The 16,292-nt window shown below is 56.7% G+C and carries 13 protein-coding genes; 8 read left to right on the top strand and 5 right to left on the bottom strand.

Annotation, left to right across the window (positions count from 1 at the left end):
- Positions 1 to 68: 68 nt before the first annotated feature.
- A complete protein-coding gene (locus tag D9N13_RS04685) occupies positions 69 to 779 on the bottom strand; it encodes a thiopurine S-methyltransferase (protein ID WP_290586537.1) in 711 nt (236 codons plus the stop codon).
- 294 nt (positions 780 to 1,073) lie between these two features.
- Here D9N13_RS04685 and D9N13_RS04680 point away from each other — a divergent pair, with 294 nt between their 5' ends.
- Positions 1,074 to 2,045, top strand: coding sequence for an alpha/beta fold hydrolase (locus D9N13_RS04680; protein ID WP_290586534.1), 972 nt, complete (start codon positions 1,074 to 1,076; stop codon positions 2,043 to 2,045).
- 14 nt (positions 2,046 to 2,059) lie between these two features.
- Here D9N13_RS04680 and D9N13_RS04675 read toward each other — a convergent pair whose 3' ends face one another.
- Together D9N13_RS04675 and D9N13_RS04670 are read right to left on the bottom strand one after the other, a co-directional pair.
- Entirely contained in the window at positions 2,060 to 2,917 is an 858-nt protein-coding gene (locus D9N13_RS04675) for a universal stress protein (RefSeq protein WP_290586532.1), read from the bottom strand.
- A gap of 17 nt (positions 2,918 to 2,934) precedes the next feature.
- Positions 2,935 to 4,422 (bottom strand): SulP family inorganic anion transporter, encoded by a 1,488-nt coding sequence (locus tag D9N13_RS04670; protein WP_290586529.1) that lies wholly within the window; start codon positions 4,420 to 4,422, stop codon positions 2,935 to 2,937.
- 274 nt (positions 4,423 to 4,696) lie between these two features.
- On the opposite strand from D9N13_RS04670, the gene D9N13_RS04665 reads away from it, so the two are divergent.
- From D9N13_RS04665 to D9N13_RS04645, 5 genes are all read left to right on the top strand, one after another.
- Complete coding sequence (locus D9N13_RS04665) at positions 4,697 to 6,295, top strand: glycerol-3-phosphate dehydrogenase/oxidase (protein WP_290586527.1); 1,599 nt, start codon at positions 4,697 to 4,699, stop codon at positions 6,293 to 6,295.
- Between the two features lie 82 nt (positions 6,296 to 6,377).
- On the top strand, positions 6,378 to 6,959 hold the full coding sequence (locus D9N13_RS04660) for a cytochrome b/b6 domain-containing protein (protein WP_290586524.1): 582 nt from the start codon (positions 6,378 to 6,380) through the stop codon (positions 6,957 to 6,959).
- Positions 6,960 to 7,149: 190 nt separating this feature from the next.
- On the top strand, positions 7,150 to 7,473 hold the full coding sequence (locus D9N13_RS04655) for a PepSY domain-containing protein (RefSeq protein ID WP_290586521.1): 324 nt from the start codon (positions 7,150 to 7,152) through the stop codon (positions 7,471 to 7,473).
- Positions 7,473 to 8,138 (top strand): response regulator transcription factor, encoded by a 666-nt coding sequence (locus D9N13_RS04650; RefSeq protein WP_290586518.1) that lies wholly within the window; start codon positions 7,473 to 7,475, stop codon positions 8,136 to 8,138. Before D9N13_RS04655 ends, D9N13_RS04650 begins: the two co-directional genes overlap by 1 nt.
- Positions 8,135 to 9,466: an ATP-binding protein gene (locus D9N13_RS04645; protein WP_290586515.1), complete on the top strand. Its 1,332-nt coding sequence runs from the start codon at positions 8,135 to 8,137 to the stop codon at positions 9,464 to 9,466. The genes D9N13_RS04650 and D9N13_RS04645 overlap by 4 nt, the downstream gene beginning before the upstream one ends.
- Before the next feature lies 1 nt (position 9,467).
- On the opposite strand, the gene D9N13_RS04640 is transcribed toward D9N13_RS04645, so the two are convergent.
- On the bottom strand, positions 9,468 to 11,651 hold the full coding sequence (locus D9N13_RS04640) for an AsmA family protein (protein WP_290586512.1): 2,184 nt from the start codon (positions 11,649 to 11,651) through the stop codon (positions 9,468 to 9,470).
- 144 nt (positions 11,652 to 11,795) lie between these two features.
- Between D9N13_RS04640 and D9N13_RS04635 the strand changes: the two genes are divergently transcribed.
- Entirely contained in the window at positions 11,796 to 14,201 is a 2,406-nt protein-coding gene (locus D9N13_RS04635) for a fatty acid cis/trans isomerase (protein ID WP_290586509.1), read from the top strand.
- 60 nt (positions 14,202 to 14,261) lie between these two features.
- Here D9N13_RS04635 and D9N13_RS04630 read toward each other — a convergent pair whose 3' ends face one another.
- Positions 14,262 to 15,311, bottom strand: a complete 1,050-nt coding sequence (locus tag D9N13_RS04630) for an aldo/keto reductase (RefSeq protein ID WP_290586506.1) — start codon at positions 15,309 to 15,311, stop codon at positions 14,262 to 14,264.
- Positions 15,312 to 15,508: 197 nt separating this feature from the next.
- Here D9N13_RS04630 and D9N13_RS04625 point away from each other — a divergent pair, with 197 nt between their 5' ends.
- Entirely contained in the window at positions 15,509 to 16,273 is a 765-nt protein-coding gene (locus D9N13_RS04625; protein ID WP_290586502.1) for a hypothetical protein, read from the top strand.
- Positions 16,274 to 16,292 lie beyond the last annotated feature (19 nt).

Below are 16,292 nucleotides of genomic sequence, written 5' to 3'. Positions count from 1 at the left end.
AAACGACGAGATGAAGCGTATAAATAAAAGTCTTTCTTTCTAGCTGCAGCCACAGTATAGAAGGCTGTTCACAATGTAAAGCTTTTTCTCAGCAGACGATACACTTTGGAATGGCTTACCAGCCGGTGCTGATCTTCAGCCTGTGGAATGACCTCACTGTGCAACAGCTGTACCGAGTAATTGCCCTGGCACAGATCATCCAGCTCCCGGTCAACGGAGCGCGATTCCCGGCCGCCATCGGATTCAATATCCTCTATGGTGAACAACAGTATGGGCGCGCCCTGTTCCGTCAGATCCATCAGTTTACTGACGTACGCGTGGCGTGATTCAGGTGGTAGCGCGGTGAGCGCCGCCCGATCAAACACCGCATCGATACGGCCAATCTGTTTGCTGCTCAACGCGAAAAAATCACCACACCAGATGCTGATGGTTTTCGCCCGCCAGCGCACAAAGTTGCCGATGCGCTGTTTCTTGGCTTGCAAATCCCGCTCCTTGAAAAAGGCTTCAACGGCGATGGGGCTGAGTTCAATACCCACCACTTCATGGCCCTGCTCTGCCAACCACAGCATGTCCAGGCTTTTGCCACACAATGGTACCAGTACCCGATGAGAGCGCTTTAACCCCAGTTTTTGCCAGAATCGCGATAACAACGGGTTCACTGCCAACTGATGAAAACTGCTTTGCTGCTGATCCCGCCAGAGCCGTAGCCAACGTTGATTATCATACCGGGAATCAGGCGGAACAGGATGGGAAGGCATGGAATCGGATGGATCAGTCATGGAACAGGCTCGCGTCTGTGATGGGTAATAAAAACGGCATCTTCAAGGAATGTTGCCTACCCGACAGCCGGTGGGAATTGCGCCACCCACAAGCCAGGCCAGTGTCCGGAAAGCGACACAAACGCGGGAATTGCCAAGCGGAAAAAGCATTCGGTCAATGCTTTGCAAGTTTCGATCCTGATTCAGGTTGGCAGCTCCGGCCATGTACAAAAAGCCCATGCGGTGACAGAGTAGCCTTTCCAGACATCAACAAGACAACATAAGACAACATTTTTCACCAGGAAATTCATCACCATGAAGCGAATCCTTCTCATCACCGTCGGGGCGTTGCTTGCCATTACCCTCATCACCACGCTGCTGGCGGGCCATTACCGTCATGAGCTGTACCAGGCCGGAATCCAGTCGGAAGCCGCCGCCATCGGCCTGCAAAGCAACCATGTCCAGCTGGGCGATATCACCTGGACCTATTGGGAAAACGGGTTGCGCGGACAAAAGCCCACTCTGGTACTGGTGCATGGATTTGGCGCCTCCAGAGAGACCTGGCTGCCCATGAGCAAGCATCTTGCCCAGGATTTTCATTTGGTCATACCGGATCTGCCCGGCCACGGTGAATCCGGCTTCAACCCTGAGCTGAACTACAACCTGAAACATCAAACCGAACGCTTCAGTCAGTTTGCCAAGGCGCTGAACCTGGAGCAGTTTCACCTGGTCGGTAATTCCATGGGTGGCGGTATTACCGGCCTCTATGCAGGCACCCATCCGGACAAGCTGCTGTCGGCGATTCTGTTGAACCCGGCGGGCATCATTGAGCATCCCAGCGATTACCAGCAGCGGGTGGCCAACGGTGAAAACCCACTGCTGGTGAATACCGTGGAGGATCTGGATTTTCTGTTCGAATACGCCGTTGCCGAGAAGATCACCATCCATTGGCCGTTCAATCAGGTGATGGTGGACAGGGCCGTTACGAAACGCCCGATCATGAATAAAGTGTTCGCGGATTTAACCGCCGACCCCGAAGCCAACATCAAGGCGGCCGTCGAGCAGATCAGGGTGCCCACGCTGGTGGTGTGGGGCAAAGAAGACCGGATTATTGCCCCGGAAAACGCAGCCCTGTATCAACAGCTGAACCCCACCATTGAGATTAAACTGCTGGATCAGGTGGGGCATATTCCGATGGTGGAAATCCCCGCGGCCTGCGCCGACATGGTGCTGAATTTCACCATGACCGCAAGCCTGCCGGGGCGCCAGGGTGCATCCGAATCGTAAGCGGTGGGCGGCCCCTAGCGCAGAATCAATACCGGAACCGTGCTGCTGGCCAGCATGCGAGTGGTATTGCTGCCCAGGATAAACTCCCGGATTCTGGAATGGCCGTAGGCCCCCATCACTTTCAGTTCAATGTTAAACCGGTTCTGAAAATCCGTGAGGCACTCAATAACGTTGCCCTGCAGCAAATGGGACTGCACCTGATGGCCATGGGAGGCCAGCAGATCGCAGGCACGCTGCAGCCGTTGGCGATTCTGCTGGCACTCATTTCCCACCATCACCACATGGCCCGGTAAACCGGACAACAGCGGGCTGTTGGCAATGCGGTCCATGGCCCGGTCGGCGGTTTCGCTGCCATCATAGGCCAGCATATAGTTTCCCGGTTTGGAAAACTTGCCCGTGGCCATGAGGATCGGCGTCTGCACCGCGCGCACCACACTTTCCACATGGGAGCCAATGGTCTGCTTCTGCAGATCATGGCCCCCACCCAGGCGGCCAATCACAAACAGGCGGGTATCGGCTTCGAAATGCAGCAGCGCTTCCAGCAACTCATCATGGCGCTGCTCCACCTGAACAGAGACCGCCCCGGCCGCGATGGCCCTGTTTTTGGCGTCCTGCAACAGGTGCTTGCCGTGTTCGATGGCCAGCTTGTTGCGTTTTTCATCCAGCTCGGTCAATTCCGCCAGAAGATGCTCGCGACTACCCAGGCCAATGGCGCCGGAAAGATCCTCCTGGGCCGGCGTGTTGGATTTTTCCAGCACATGCAGCAAACTCAGGGGGGCATCCAGCACGTGACTGGCCCAGGCGGCGGTATCACACACGGCGGTGGAAATCGCAGAGCCATCAACACAGGCGGTAATGTGCACTTTTGTCATTGTTTTTCTCCGTGAAGTTAGTGGCCAGCCATGAGTTTTTCAACTTCTTCCGGCTTGTCATAAACACCGAACTTATCCACTACCGTGCGGGTAGCCTCGTTCATACCGACAATGTTGACCTCCGTGCCTTCCCGGCGAAAGCGAATCACCACCTTGTCCAGCGCCGCCACCGAGGTAATATCCCAGAAATGCGCCAGGTGCAGGTCGATGGTGACGCGATCGATCACCTCTTTGAAATCAAACGACTCGGCAAAGTGATCCGCCGAGGCAAAGAACACCTGCCCCACCACGTTGTAATGCCGGTGGCCATCCTCCCGCTTCTCGTTCTTGACCACCATAAAGCGGCCGATCTTGTTGGCAAAGAACAGGGCCGCCAGCAGCACCCCAACAAACACACCGATGGCCAGATTGTGGGTGGCCACCACCACCACCACGGTGGTGACCATGACAATATTGGTGGATAAGGGGTGCTTCTTCAGATTGATCAGGGAATCCCAGGAGAACGTACCGATGGAAACCATGATCATCACCGCCACCAGCGCCGCCATGGGAATCTGCCGCAGCCACTCATCCAGAAACACCACCAGAATCAGCAGAAAGAACCCGGCAACAAAGGTGGACAGCCGCCCGCGGCCGCCGGACTTCACATTGATAACCGATTGCCCGATCATGGCGCAGCCGGCCATGCCCCCCAGCAAACCGGCGCTGATGTTGGCCACACCCTGCCCCTTGCATTCGCGGTTCTTGTCGCTTTTGGTGTCGGTAAGGTCATCCACGATGGTGGCGGTCATCATGGATTCCAGCAAACCCACAATGGCCAGGCCAATGGCATAGGGCAGGATGATTCGCAGGGTTTCCAGATTGAGCGGTACATCGGGCCACAGGAAAATCGGCAACGTATCAGGCAGCTGCCCCATATCGCCCACGGTGCGAATGTCCAAATTCAACAGCATGGCCGCCAGGGTCATGGCAATGATGCACACCAGCGGAGAAGGAATGGCTTTGCCCACCACCGGCAGCAGTGGAAACAGATAGATTATACCCAGGCCGGTGGCGGTCATGGCGTAGACATGCCAGGTGACATCGGTCAACTCCGGCAGTTGGGCCATAAAGATGAGAATGGCAAGAGCATTGACAAACCCGGTCACCACCGAACGGGACACAAAGCGCATCAGGCTGCCCAGTTTCAAGAACCCGGCCAGAATCTGAAACACGCCGGTGAGAAGGGTGGCCGCCAGCAGATACTGCAGGCCATGTTCCTTCACCAGGGTCACCATCAACAGGGCCATGGCCCCGGTGGCGGCGCTGATCATGCCGGGCCGGCCGCCCACAAAGGCAATCACCACCGCAATACAGAAAGAGGCGTACAGCCCCACTTTCGGGTCAACCCCCGCGATAATGGAAAAAGCGATGGCTTCGGGCACCAGCGCCAGCGCCACCACGATACCGGCGAGCAGATCACCGCGAATATTGGAAAACCAATCCTGCTTAATTGTATCTAGCATTTACTACCTAATTCCTAATGCGTTTCCCCAGGAGGCGGCAATCTTAACACGTTGAGGAGTCGATCCATATTGCCTGCCTGCCCCACCCGGCCGCCCATTTATGCATTTCTAACAGACAATCCCCGTCATTGCTTGGTTAAACAAAGGTTGCGCGGGCCATTTCGCTGCTGTTAAACCACCCAAGAATGACGCAGGAACCATCGTCTGATTTTCGCCCCGGCACGGAATATGATAAAACGGGCGTAGAAACCGGCGTATTCTCTACGGGGTAAGCATGCAGTTAAGACAAACCAATATTGCAAAACTGGGCAGTGAAACGTTCGACGTATTGGTGGTGGGGGGCGGCATCAACGGTGCCGTGTCCGCTGCGGCACTGGCGGGTAAAGGGGTAAAAGTGGCGTTGATCGACCGCTCGGATTTCGCCGCCTGCACCAGTTCCAATTCCTCCAACCTGGCCTGGGGTGGCATCAAGTATCTTGAAACCATGGAACTGCTGCTGGTGAACAAGCTCTGCAAAAGCCGCAACCATTTAATGAAAAGCTACCCGTCCACAGTGCAGGAGATCCGGTTCTTCACCACCATTCAAAAGGGCTTTCGCCTGCCGGTTTCGTTTGTCTATCTGGGCACCCTGTTTTACTGGATGCTGGGGCGTTTCTTTACCCGCCCGCCCCGATTTCTGACGCGAGCCAACATCGAATCCCTGGAGCCGGTGGTCAACACCCGCAACGCCAAAGGCGGGTTCGAGTATTCCGACTGCTATCTCTACGACAATGACGCCCGCTTTGTTTTCAACTTTATCCGCACCAGCATGAACTACGGATGTGTGGCGGCAAATTACGTGGCCTCCACTGCAGCGAAACGGGAGGGCGATTTGTGGCACGTCACCGCGCAGGACACCATCAGTGGTAAATCCTTTCCCATTCGGGCCCGCGCCCTGGTGAACGCCTGCGGGCCCTATGTGGATCAACACAACAGCCTGTCGCAGCAATCCACCGAACACCACCACGTCTTTTCCAAAGGCATTCACCTGATTGTGGATCAGGTCACCCCCAACAAGCGGGTGCTCACCTTTTTTGCCAGCGATGGCCGCCTGTTCTTTGTAATCCCCATGGGCCGCAGAACCTGTATCGGCACCACCGATACCCAGGTGGACGAACCGCAAACCCAGGTCACCGAGCAGGATCGCCAATTTGTGCTCGACAACATTAACGCATTGCTGTCACTGCCCACCCCCATCACCCACAACGACATCATTGCCGAACGCTGCGGAGTGCGCCCACTGGCGGTAACCGGAAAAGGGGGCAAGGCAGACTGGGTCAAGCTCTCGCGCAAACATGCCATTGATGTGAATCATGGGCAGAAACACCTGTCCATTTTTGGCGGCAAACTGACAGACTGCCTGAACGTTGGTGAAGAGGTGGTGGAAATCATTCGGGCGCTGGGTATTTCGATCCCCTACCCCAAACACCGCTGGTATGGCGAACCCAACGACGACATTAAAAAAGAATACCTGCACCAGGCCAGACTCATTGACCTGGACAGCCTGACCAATGAGATTTCCTCTGAACCATTGTCCGTGCGCTTTTGGCGCCGCTATGGGGCCGAAGCCATCGGCCTGTTGGAACGCATCCGGGCCAACCCGGCCAACGCCAAATTGCTGATCGAAAACGCCGAATACACCCGCTGCGAGATCGAACAGGCCGCCCGCCGTGAAATGATTACCAAACTGGAGGATTTTCTGCGCCGCCGTTCCAAGATTTCACAGGTGGTGCGCAAGGAAGAACTGAAAAACTCACCGGGGCTGAAGGAAGCCTGCAAGATTTTGTTCGGCGATCAGGCTGATGCAAAATACCACGAGTACTTTTCCGAATAATCATAGGCAACCGATTTTCAGCTTGAATTCAGCCTGATTGGTTACAGTGGTTCCTGATCAACAACATCAGGAGCCAACTCTCATGCAAGACACCACTACCCCGGCCACCATCAAGGTGTGGGATCCTCTGATCAGGATCTTTCACTGGCTGCTGGCGGCTGCCTTTTTCACAGCGTATTTAAGCGCAGAAGAATCCCAAACCATTCATACCCTTGCGGGATACCTGATCAGCGGGCTCATTGTGGGCCGCTTACTGTGGGGATTTATTGGCACACCGCACGCCCGCTTCAAGGATTTCATCGTTGGCCCCCGCCAGGTCATGCGCTATGGCAAGAGCCTGCTGCAACGCCGCTCACCGCGCTACCTGGGGCACAACCCGGCCGGCGCTGTGATGATTGTGCTGCTGCTGTTATCGCTCACCATTGTCGCCTGCTCCGGCATGATCACCCTGGGCATTGAAGAACACGCCGGTCCGCTGGCGGGCTGGGTGCAATCCATGGGTTGGCATGACGATGACGTGGCGGAAGAAATCCACGAGTTCTTCGCAAACTTCACCCTGTTATTGGTCTTCGTCCACATCAGCGGTGTCATTATCGAAAGCCTGCTGCACCGGGACAATCTGATAAAAGCCATGATTACCGGCCGTAAACGGCCACAATCTTAAACCAGGAAAAAGGAAACAACACCATGTTCGAAATCAAGGGCATCGATGACCAGGGTCAACGTTATAAACTGTACCTCAATGCCGAGAACGGGGAAGTATTACCCTCACGGCGCGATGACTGATAACATTTCATCAACCAGCAAATCCGGGCAGGGTTTACCCCCTGCCCCAACACCCAAAAGCCAATGCCATGAACACATTCCATAGCATGATCTTACTGCTGATATTGGCCACCTCCCCCGCGCAGGCAGACCGGCACTCAGATCATGAAGAAGCGCGCCGCTTACGCATAAGCGGGGAAATACTGCCTTTCTCGGAGGTGCTGCAGAAGGCAGAACAGGCCGGTATCGACACCCTGTTGGAGGCAGAACTGGAGCAAGAGAACCAACACTGGGTGTACGAAGTGGAAGGGGTGTCCGACACTAACCAGCTGATCGAACTGACCATCGATGCCCAAACCGGCAGGATCATCAAGCGCGAACACCAAAAGCGTCGCCATCGGGAAGCAGACTGATGCGTTTGCTGCTGGTGGAAGATGACCTGACCCTGGCCCGCGAACTGCAAAAGCAATTCAAACGGGATGGGTTCGCTGCCGATCTTGCAGCTTGCGGCGAGGAGGCCCGGCACCTGGGCAGCGAGGAAGCCTACGACATTGTCATCCTGGACCTGGGCCTGCCTGACGTATCCGGGCTGTCTGTCTTGCAAAGCTGGCGCAACCAGGGTCAAACCGTACCGGTATTGATTCTGACGGCGCGGGATGCCTGGGAGGAAAAGGTGGATGGGCTGAAAGCCGGTGCCGACGATTACCTCACCAAACCGTTCCACTATGAAGAGCTGCTGGCCCGCGTGCAGGCACTAATCCGCCGCAGCAAAGGCCAGGCTAAACCACTACTGGAATCCAGGCATTTTTATCTGGATGAAGATACCCATACCGTGATGTTCAGTGATGGCCAGCAGGAACCCCTGACCGGTACCGAATTCAAATTACTGCGCTACCTGTTACTGCACCCGGGCAAAATACTCTCGAAAAGTGAACTCACCGAACACGTCTACGCCTATGATGCGGACAAAGACAGCAATGTGATTGAAGTGTACATACGCCGCCTGCGTGACAAAATTGGTAAAGCGTACATTGTCACCAAGCGCGGGCAAGGCTATGTCTTCACGGAGCCCCAATGACACCCTCCTTACATAAACGCGTAACCCTGGGAGGCATCGGATTTGCGCTGCTGCTGTTTATCGCGCTGATGGTGCTGGAGAGTTACTTTATTCAGCGGGTGGCGCAATTCTACGTGACCACCCGGCTGGAGCACGATGGAGAAACCCTGCTGGCGGCATTGCAGCCCCACCCGGATAACCAGAGCTACGAACTGAATGCCTCCCGCATTCACCCAATCTATCTGCGCCCCTTCAGCGGGCACTACTTTCAAATCACCCTGCCCGGCAACACCCTGCGTTCCCGCTCCCTGTGGGATGAACCCTTGAACCTGCCCCAAGATCAGGCGCTGCATCCCGGGGTACTCACCATTCCCGGTCCACAGGGGGAATCGCTGCTGGTTCTGATACAGCGCTATACGGTGGGTCAGGACACGGTAACCATTGCCACGGCCGAATCCCTGGCACAACTGGACCCGTTGATTCGGCAGGCACAGATCTGGTCAGCGGCGGCCGCCAGTGTGCTGCTGATTGTTTTGGTGATTCTGCAGTACCGGTGGATGAGCGCGGGGCTATCCCCCCTGCAGGAACTCCAGCGACAACTGAAAGAACTGCAACAGGGCAAGCGTCAGCAACTGGTGTTGAACAAGACGTTCGCCGAGCTGGAACCCCTGATTAACGAGATCAACCATTTGATCACCGCGCTGGATGATCGCATCGGGCGCCATCGCAACGCCATCGGCAACCTGGCCCATGCCTTAAAAACACCGGTATCCGCCCTGCAGCAACTGGCCCAGTCCGACGCCTGCGACCCCAGCTTCAAGCAAGCGTTGGAAACGCAACTGAACCGCATCCGCGATCGCATCGACAATGAACTGAAACGCGCCCGCATAGCGGGTGCGCAGGGCCTGCGTGGAAAGCTGAACGTACGAGACGAAATCATCGACCTGAGCACTACCCTGAAAAAAATCCATCACCACAAGGCCATCGATATCGTGCTGGACATTGCCCCGGGCATCATCATTAACGCTGATCGCCAGGATTTTCTGGAACTGGTGGGAAACCTGCTGGATAACGCCTGCAAGTGGGCCCGGCAGCGGGTTGAGATCAGCGCACAAATGACAGATAGCGGGTTTCGCCTCACACTGGAGGATGATGGCCCCGGCTGTGATGCCGCGGCACTGAACCGGATATCACAACGGGGTACCAGGCTGGATGAGAAGAATCCCGGCCACGGGCTGGGCCTGGCCATCGCGGAAGACATTGTGTCCCAATACGCCGGCGAGCTGCATTTTTCCAGCAGCCCCCTGGGTGGCCTGGCCGTGGCAGTGCGCCTGCCGCAGCAGGGGTAGACTAGGGTAAGGCGTTGATGGCGGCCTTTGCCTCGCCGCAGCGATCCGCCGATGCCGTGGCCCGATCCAGAATCCCCGTATACAAAAACGACATACCGCCGGTGAGGAACGCGGCGCCGCCGCTTAACAACACCCCTTTGCGGTTCAGCCCCACACTGGGTTTGGCCAGCGTTCCCCCCAGTTTGACAAAGGGTGTCACGAACATATCGGCACTCACCCCCACTCCGGTGCGGGGCTTGGTATTGAATTCAACATTGAGGGATTCGTGGTTGAGATCAATGCTGCCGCCTCCCACCACCATCAGTTGATCACTCTGCAATAAAAAGCCCTCAATCTGGCCATAACCGGAATCAAACTTAAGCGCAAACAGGCTGCACTGCCAGTTGGTGAATTCTTCCTGCTCTGCAAACGGATTCACCAGCGTAAACAATTGCGCCAGGATATCGCCGGAGAACCGTTGCACCAGTTCATTGCTGACCTTGCCCTCCCCCTGGGTCACCACAACATCCCCATTCAAACTGGACGCCAAGGCCCGTGGGGTTGCGCCGCTGCTTTTCAAACGGACATTCATATCGGTAACCGGGATTTGATCCTCCGGCACGTTGGCACCGGATAAGGCGATGATACGCAGCCCCCTGACCTTGGTATCAATGGACACTTGCGCCTGCTTGTCGGTGGCGATGATGCGCACTTCATTTTCAAAATGCCCACCCAGATAGCCATCAAACTGATTGCTCAGTTGCATTGTGCCACGGGCGGCACTGGCCTTGAGCCTGACCTGTTTGATGTCGGAATCGTGCAGCAGCAAGTGCTCTACATCCGCTTTGATCTGCAGGTTCAGGTTTTGCAACAGAGCAAGCGGAAGCGGCTGCTCCTGGAAAACGTAAGGTGAGGCAGGCGATCCGTCCGCCTTCGCTTCCTCCGCCACTGCGGCATCCGCTTGGGTGATCGGGGCCGCATCCTGGGTGGGCTTGGGCTCCGGCAGCGGAAAGAACGGTGTCAGGTTAATGCGCTTTGCCGTGGCCTGGGCATCCACTTGCAGGGCGGTACCCGCGTCAATGCGCGCCGACCCCTGCACATCGCTGTCGCCCACCTTAACTTGATAGGAACGGACATCAAGCAAGGTTTGATCAATGGCCACCTCACTGTGCAGTGAAAAAGGCAGTTCGGGCAAGCCCGGCCGCAGGCGATTGAGCCGATCACCATTAGCCTCCACCACCAGTTCAATCAACCCCGATGCATTATCCCGTGTACCGCTTGCGCTTAACTGCACCCCGGGCAGGGTTGCCTGCACCTGGCGCACAGCAATACCGTTGGTGGCCATCCCCACGCTGCCTTTCACCACCAGATTCTCATCCGGCAGGGTGTGATCCGGCAGCGCCAACAACGCCCCCAGGGTTGCCAACGATTCAAGGCGCACATCAAACTCCACACCATCGGCGGGGAACTCAATGACTGACGTCATACCAACATCGCCCACCGCCAGATCGGCATCGATACGATGTTGCGCCAGGGTGGCATCCAGCGCGACAGTATAATCCTGGTAACGGGCCTGACCTTCCAGCACCGTGGTGTTGCCATCCTGGCCGCGGGCGGAAAGCGCATCCAGATAAAAAACCTGATCCTGAGCGTCAGGTTGCCGGTAAGTGAGCTTGATACCGTTCACCTCGGCCCATTGGATCACCACCGGAATGCTGAAACCAGCCGCAGGTGTTGTGTCTGTGGTGGCTGTGCTGTCTGTACTGTTTGTAGTGTCCGACTCAGCCGGCTCTGCCAACTCTGCCAACTCGGCGCCGGCAAACGCCCAGTTCACCTGATCATCTGCACCCACCTGCGCCAGCAGGTTCAGGTTCTCAAGCTCCAGCCGTTCCACCACAATGGGGCCGGTCAGCAGGGAAAACAGATTCACTTTCACATAGGCCTTGTCCGCCGCCAGCATATCGGTATCAGCACCCCACTGGGCATTACCCAGCCTGACCTGCTCCAGATTCAAAATAAAATCCGGCAGCACGCGCAGCGTGAGATCCCCTTCTATGTAAAAGTCGCGCCCGGTCAATGTTTTAATCTGGCGTTCAATCTGTGGCTTGAGAAAACCGAAATCCACCCACCACAGCAACAACACCAGCAGCGCCATCACCGACAGCAGCACGATGGCCGCCGCCCTTACCATTCTGACCCACAACATTGCAACCCCCGCCCTTGTACTCTCATCCTAGACAACACCTAAATGTAACGTTTTTAAGGTGGATTTTCCTGCACAGTCATCCTTTAGGCATCAAACCCGTGTATGCTGAAGACAAATTGCCGTTGTCTGCCACAGGATTGCATTATGACCGACTTTCTGGCGAATTCATTACATCGACTTTTTCAACGCCCTGGCCTGGGGTTGCTGCGCTGCATACTGCTGGGGGTTACATTACTGGCCCTCAGCAGCGGCTGCCAGAACGAGCAGGATTCCGATGCCACCTACGAGGAGGCACCCCGCCCGCAACAGCTGGTGCAACACTTTCAGTTTCATCGCGATATCAAACCCATACTGGAACAAAAATGCGTGGCCTGCCATGCCTGCAATGATGCGCCGTGCCAACTGAAACTGGAAGCCGCCAGCGGCCTGGAGAGGGGCGCCAGCAAACACAAGGTGTACGATGGCGGCCGCGCGGAAGACATCGCCCCCACCCGCCTGCATGTGGATGGCCACAGTGTGCAGGATTGGCGCCAGCAGGGCTTTTACTCCGTACTGTCAACACCCGGCCAGACACAGGCCGCCGATGCAAAGGCATCATTGCTGATGCAGATGCTGACCCTGGGCTACCAGAATCCAGTGGCCGTGGCTGAGCCACTGGATGAGCGCTACCGGCTGGGCATTACCCGCCAATCGCAGTGCCCCACCCCCGATGAATTTGCCGAGTACGCGGATGACAACCCACAGGGCGGCATGCCTTATGGGGTCAGCGGCTTATCGGCCAACGAATTCAACACCGTTAAAACCTGGCTTGAACAGGGTGCCGTAATCGATCAGGCGCCCACCCCGTTCACCGCAGCACAGCAACAACAGATTCAAACCCAAATCGAAACCTGGGAATCGTTTCTCAATCAACCGGATTTGAAATCACAGCTGGTGGCCCGCTATCTGTACGAACACCTTTTTCTGGCGCACCTGTACTTTTCCGATATCGGCGTACAACCGACACCGTTTTTTCAACTGGTGCGCAGTTACCGCAACGCCCCCGAGCCCATCGAAGTGGTGGCCACGGTACGCCCCAACGATGATCCGGGCCGGCCGATCTACTACCGGCTGCGCCCCATTACCGACACCCTGGTGCACAAAACGCACATCATCTACGGGCTGAACGACCAACGCATGCAACGTTACCGGGCATTGTTCCTGCAGCAGGATTGGCAGGTGGATTCCCTGCCGGGCTATGATTACCAGCACGCCTCCAATCCCTTCCTGGCCTTTGCCGCCATTCCCGCCCGCGCCCGCTATCAGTTTATGCTGGACAGTGCCGAGTATTTTACCCGCACCTTTATTCGTGGCCCGGTGTGCCGGGGCCAGATTGCCACCGATGTGATTCGCGATCAGTTCTGGGTGATGTTTGAAGATCCGGCGCAGGAACAATACGTCAGCAACCAGGATCACCGCCGCAAGGCAACACCACTGCTGGGCCTGCCGGGGGAAAAATCCCATATTCTGGATCTGGGGTCCGAGTGGCTGAAATACCAGAACAAGCGCAACCGTTACCGGGATCTGCGCACCCGGCAGTATCACCGTGCCTTTAACCAGGGCCTGAGCCTGAACAACATCTGGGATGGCGACGGCCACAACAACAACGCGTTTTTAACCGTGTTCCGCCATCATAACAGCGCCTCGGTGGAACGGGGCTGGTGGGGCCGTAATCCCAAAACCCTGTGGCTGATGGATTACCCGCTGTTTGAACGCACCTATTACGAACTGGTGGTGAACTTCAACGTGTTCGGCAGCGTATCCCACCAGGCGCAAACCCGCCTGTATTTCGATTTGATTCGTAACGGTGGTGAAACCAATTTTCTGCAACTGTTGCCGCCACAACAACGCAAAGCAATCTATCACGACTGGTATGCCGGCAGCGGCAAAATCAAAACCGCCATCGCCTATCACACCCTGGATACCCGCACCCCCACGGCCATCCCCTTCCAACCCGATGCGCCGGTGCAGGATCAGTTGATCGCCCTGGTGCAGGATCGGTTCGGCCACCTGTTACCGGCCGACCCTATTAACCGTTGCCGCCAACACTGCGAACAGAATCCATTAACCCGGCTGGCATCCGCACCCGCCGCCCAGCTGCCGGGCATTGGCTTTCTGCCGGATGTCACCGTGTTGCGGGTGGATCAGGCGGATGGTGATTTCAAACTCTACAGCCTGATCCGCGATCGTGCCCACAGCAACGTGGCCTTTATGTTTGCCGAGGAGGATCGTTACCAGCCGGATGAGGATTCCGTTACCGTGTTGGATTTTCCCATCAGCAGCTACCCCAACTTTATGTTTCGGGTGCCACAGGCCGAGCTGGAGGAGTTTGTCAAAACCCTGATTATGATCAGCACTGAACAGGAACGGGGTAAACTGGTGGATCGCTGGGGCGTGCGCCGCACCGATGCCGACTTCTGGAACAACTTTCACTCCGGCACCCGCTTTTTAAACCAGCACCGCCCGCTGGAATCAGGAATTTTTGATTTGAACCGGTATGTGGGTTGGTAACGGCGTTACCGCCGGCGGGACAACACCGCCGGCGGCTTCGGCATCATGGCCTGCAATACTCTAGAAGGGCACCGTAAAGCGCTTGACCAGCTCGGCCACCTCGCCTTTCAGCTCATCATTGAATTCAATATCAAAGGCGTCGATATCTTCCTGCAACTGCTCCATGGTGGTGGCGCCAATGATGGTGGACGTCACCCCATCCACCTGATCGCACCAGGCGATGGCCAGTTGCGAGGCGGTCATACCGTGTTTTTCAGCCAGGGCAACGTAGGCGGCAATGGCAGCGGATGAGGCCTCGGTATCCCGGAACAGACCGTTGCGTTGCATCATGGTCCAACGGCTGCCCTCCGGCCTGGCACCGCCCAGGTATTTACCGCTGAGCATGCCGCCGGCCAGGGGTGACCAGGGCAAAAAGGCCACGTTTTCCATCACACAGTGCTCCACCAGATAGGGCCAGTCCTTACTGTGCAGCAGATTGAATTCATTCTGAATCGACATCATGCGGGGCAGATCATGTTGCTCGCTGAGCTTCAGGTAGGTGGCGATGCCCCAGGGGGTATCATCGGATAAACCACAGTAACGGATCTTACCGGCTTTCACACAGGCATCGAGCCCCTGCAGAATATCGAGCATACCGGCGGTTTCCGCTTCGGCGCTGGCCGCGGTAAAGGCGTAACGGTTGGGAAAGTGCTTGCCGAAGTGCGGACTGGTGCGATTGGGCCAGTGCAACTGGTAAAGATCGATGTAGTCGGTTTGCAGGCGCTGCAGGGAATTATCCACCGCCTCGATCACGGTTTCCCGCGACAGCGGTTTGCCGCCCCTCACCCAGGGCAGGCCGGGGGCAATCTTACTGGCCAGAATGATATCGCCCCGTTGCTCGGCATGGCGCGCCAGCCAGTTGCCGATGATGGTTTCCGTCTTGCCGTAGGATTCAGCGGTGGGGGGAATGGAATACATTTCCGCCGTATCAATAAAGTTCACCCCTTTGCTCAGCGCATAGGCGATTTGCTGGTCGGCATCCTGCTGGGTGTTTTGCGTGCCCCAGGTCATGGTGCCAAGGCACGCCCGGGAGACCTCAAGCCCGCTGCTGCCCAATGGTGAATAGCGCATGGTTGGTTCCTTGTGATGAGAATGTGGTTAGTAGTGTAACGGAACTGGGATGGGATGCACCCCCTGCGGGGCTGGATGGAAGTGGGGCCTTGCCCGGATTCCTTTAACCATGGCCCGTCTCTATAGATGGAGCCCGGCTGCCCTCTGCATTCTGCCGGAGCCTCTGCTGATTATTAACCAACAATAAGGAAATTATCATGAGTAGCGCGGATTACGCTGCCAAGCTGGCAGACATTCAAGCCATTGACCCCCAAAACATGCAAAAGCCCAATATGCCCATCAAGGTTTACCTGCAGGAAGCAGAGAACATCGTTGACTGGGTGCAGCAGGATCAGGCGCAATTGCAGTCCGCCGGGCTGGACTGGGCCCTGGTGCAGGATCTGCCGGCACGCATCGGCGCCCTGCGGGAGGCCGAATCCATCTGGTTCAAAGAACGCTTTGGCCGTGAAGAAGCCCAGCAACAATGGGATCAGGATGCCCCGGTGGCCTATGCCCTGCGGGATCAACTGCTGCGCGCCATGCGCTACGCCTATCGGCGGGACAGCAGCCTGCTGAAACGGGTTGCAGACATCGCAGCGGGCAGCGGCCATGCCGACATGATCCAGGATCTGAACGACATCGCCACCCTGGGCCGGGCCAATGCCGAACCTTTGGCCGCCATCGGTGTGATGGCTGAAGAACTGGATCAGGCCGCCGCCAGCGCCGACACGATGGCGGAACTGCTGGCCCAGGTCAACGGTGAGCGCGCCGACGGTAACCGTGCCCGGATTATCCGGGATCTGGCCTATACGCACCTGAAGGAAGCCGTGGATGAAATCCGCGACGCGGGGCAGTATGTGTTTTGGGATAATGAGGCGCGGTTGGAGGGGTATTACGGCAAGTATTTCCAGGCCGCTAATGCCAGGCGGGCGGCACGCAATGATGCGTCATCGACTGAGTCTTCTCAGGAGTCAACTTTATAAGTCTTGGCCGGGGAACTTT

Origin of the sequence: Ketobacter sp. GenoA1, from assembly GCF_003671475.1 — a bacterium.
Lineage (GTDB): Bacteria > Pseudomonadota > Gammaproteobacteria > Pseudomonadales > Ketobacteraceae > Ketobacter.
Note: the sequence above shows the minus strand (reverse complement) of the source record. Positions and strands in the feature narration are given on the sequence as shown.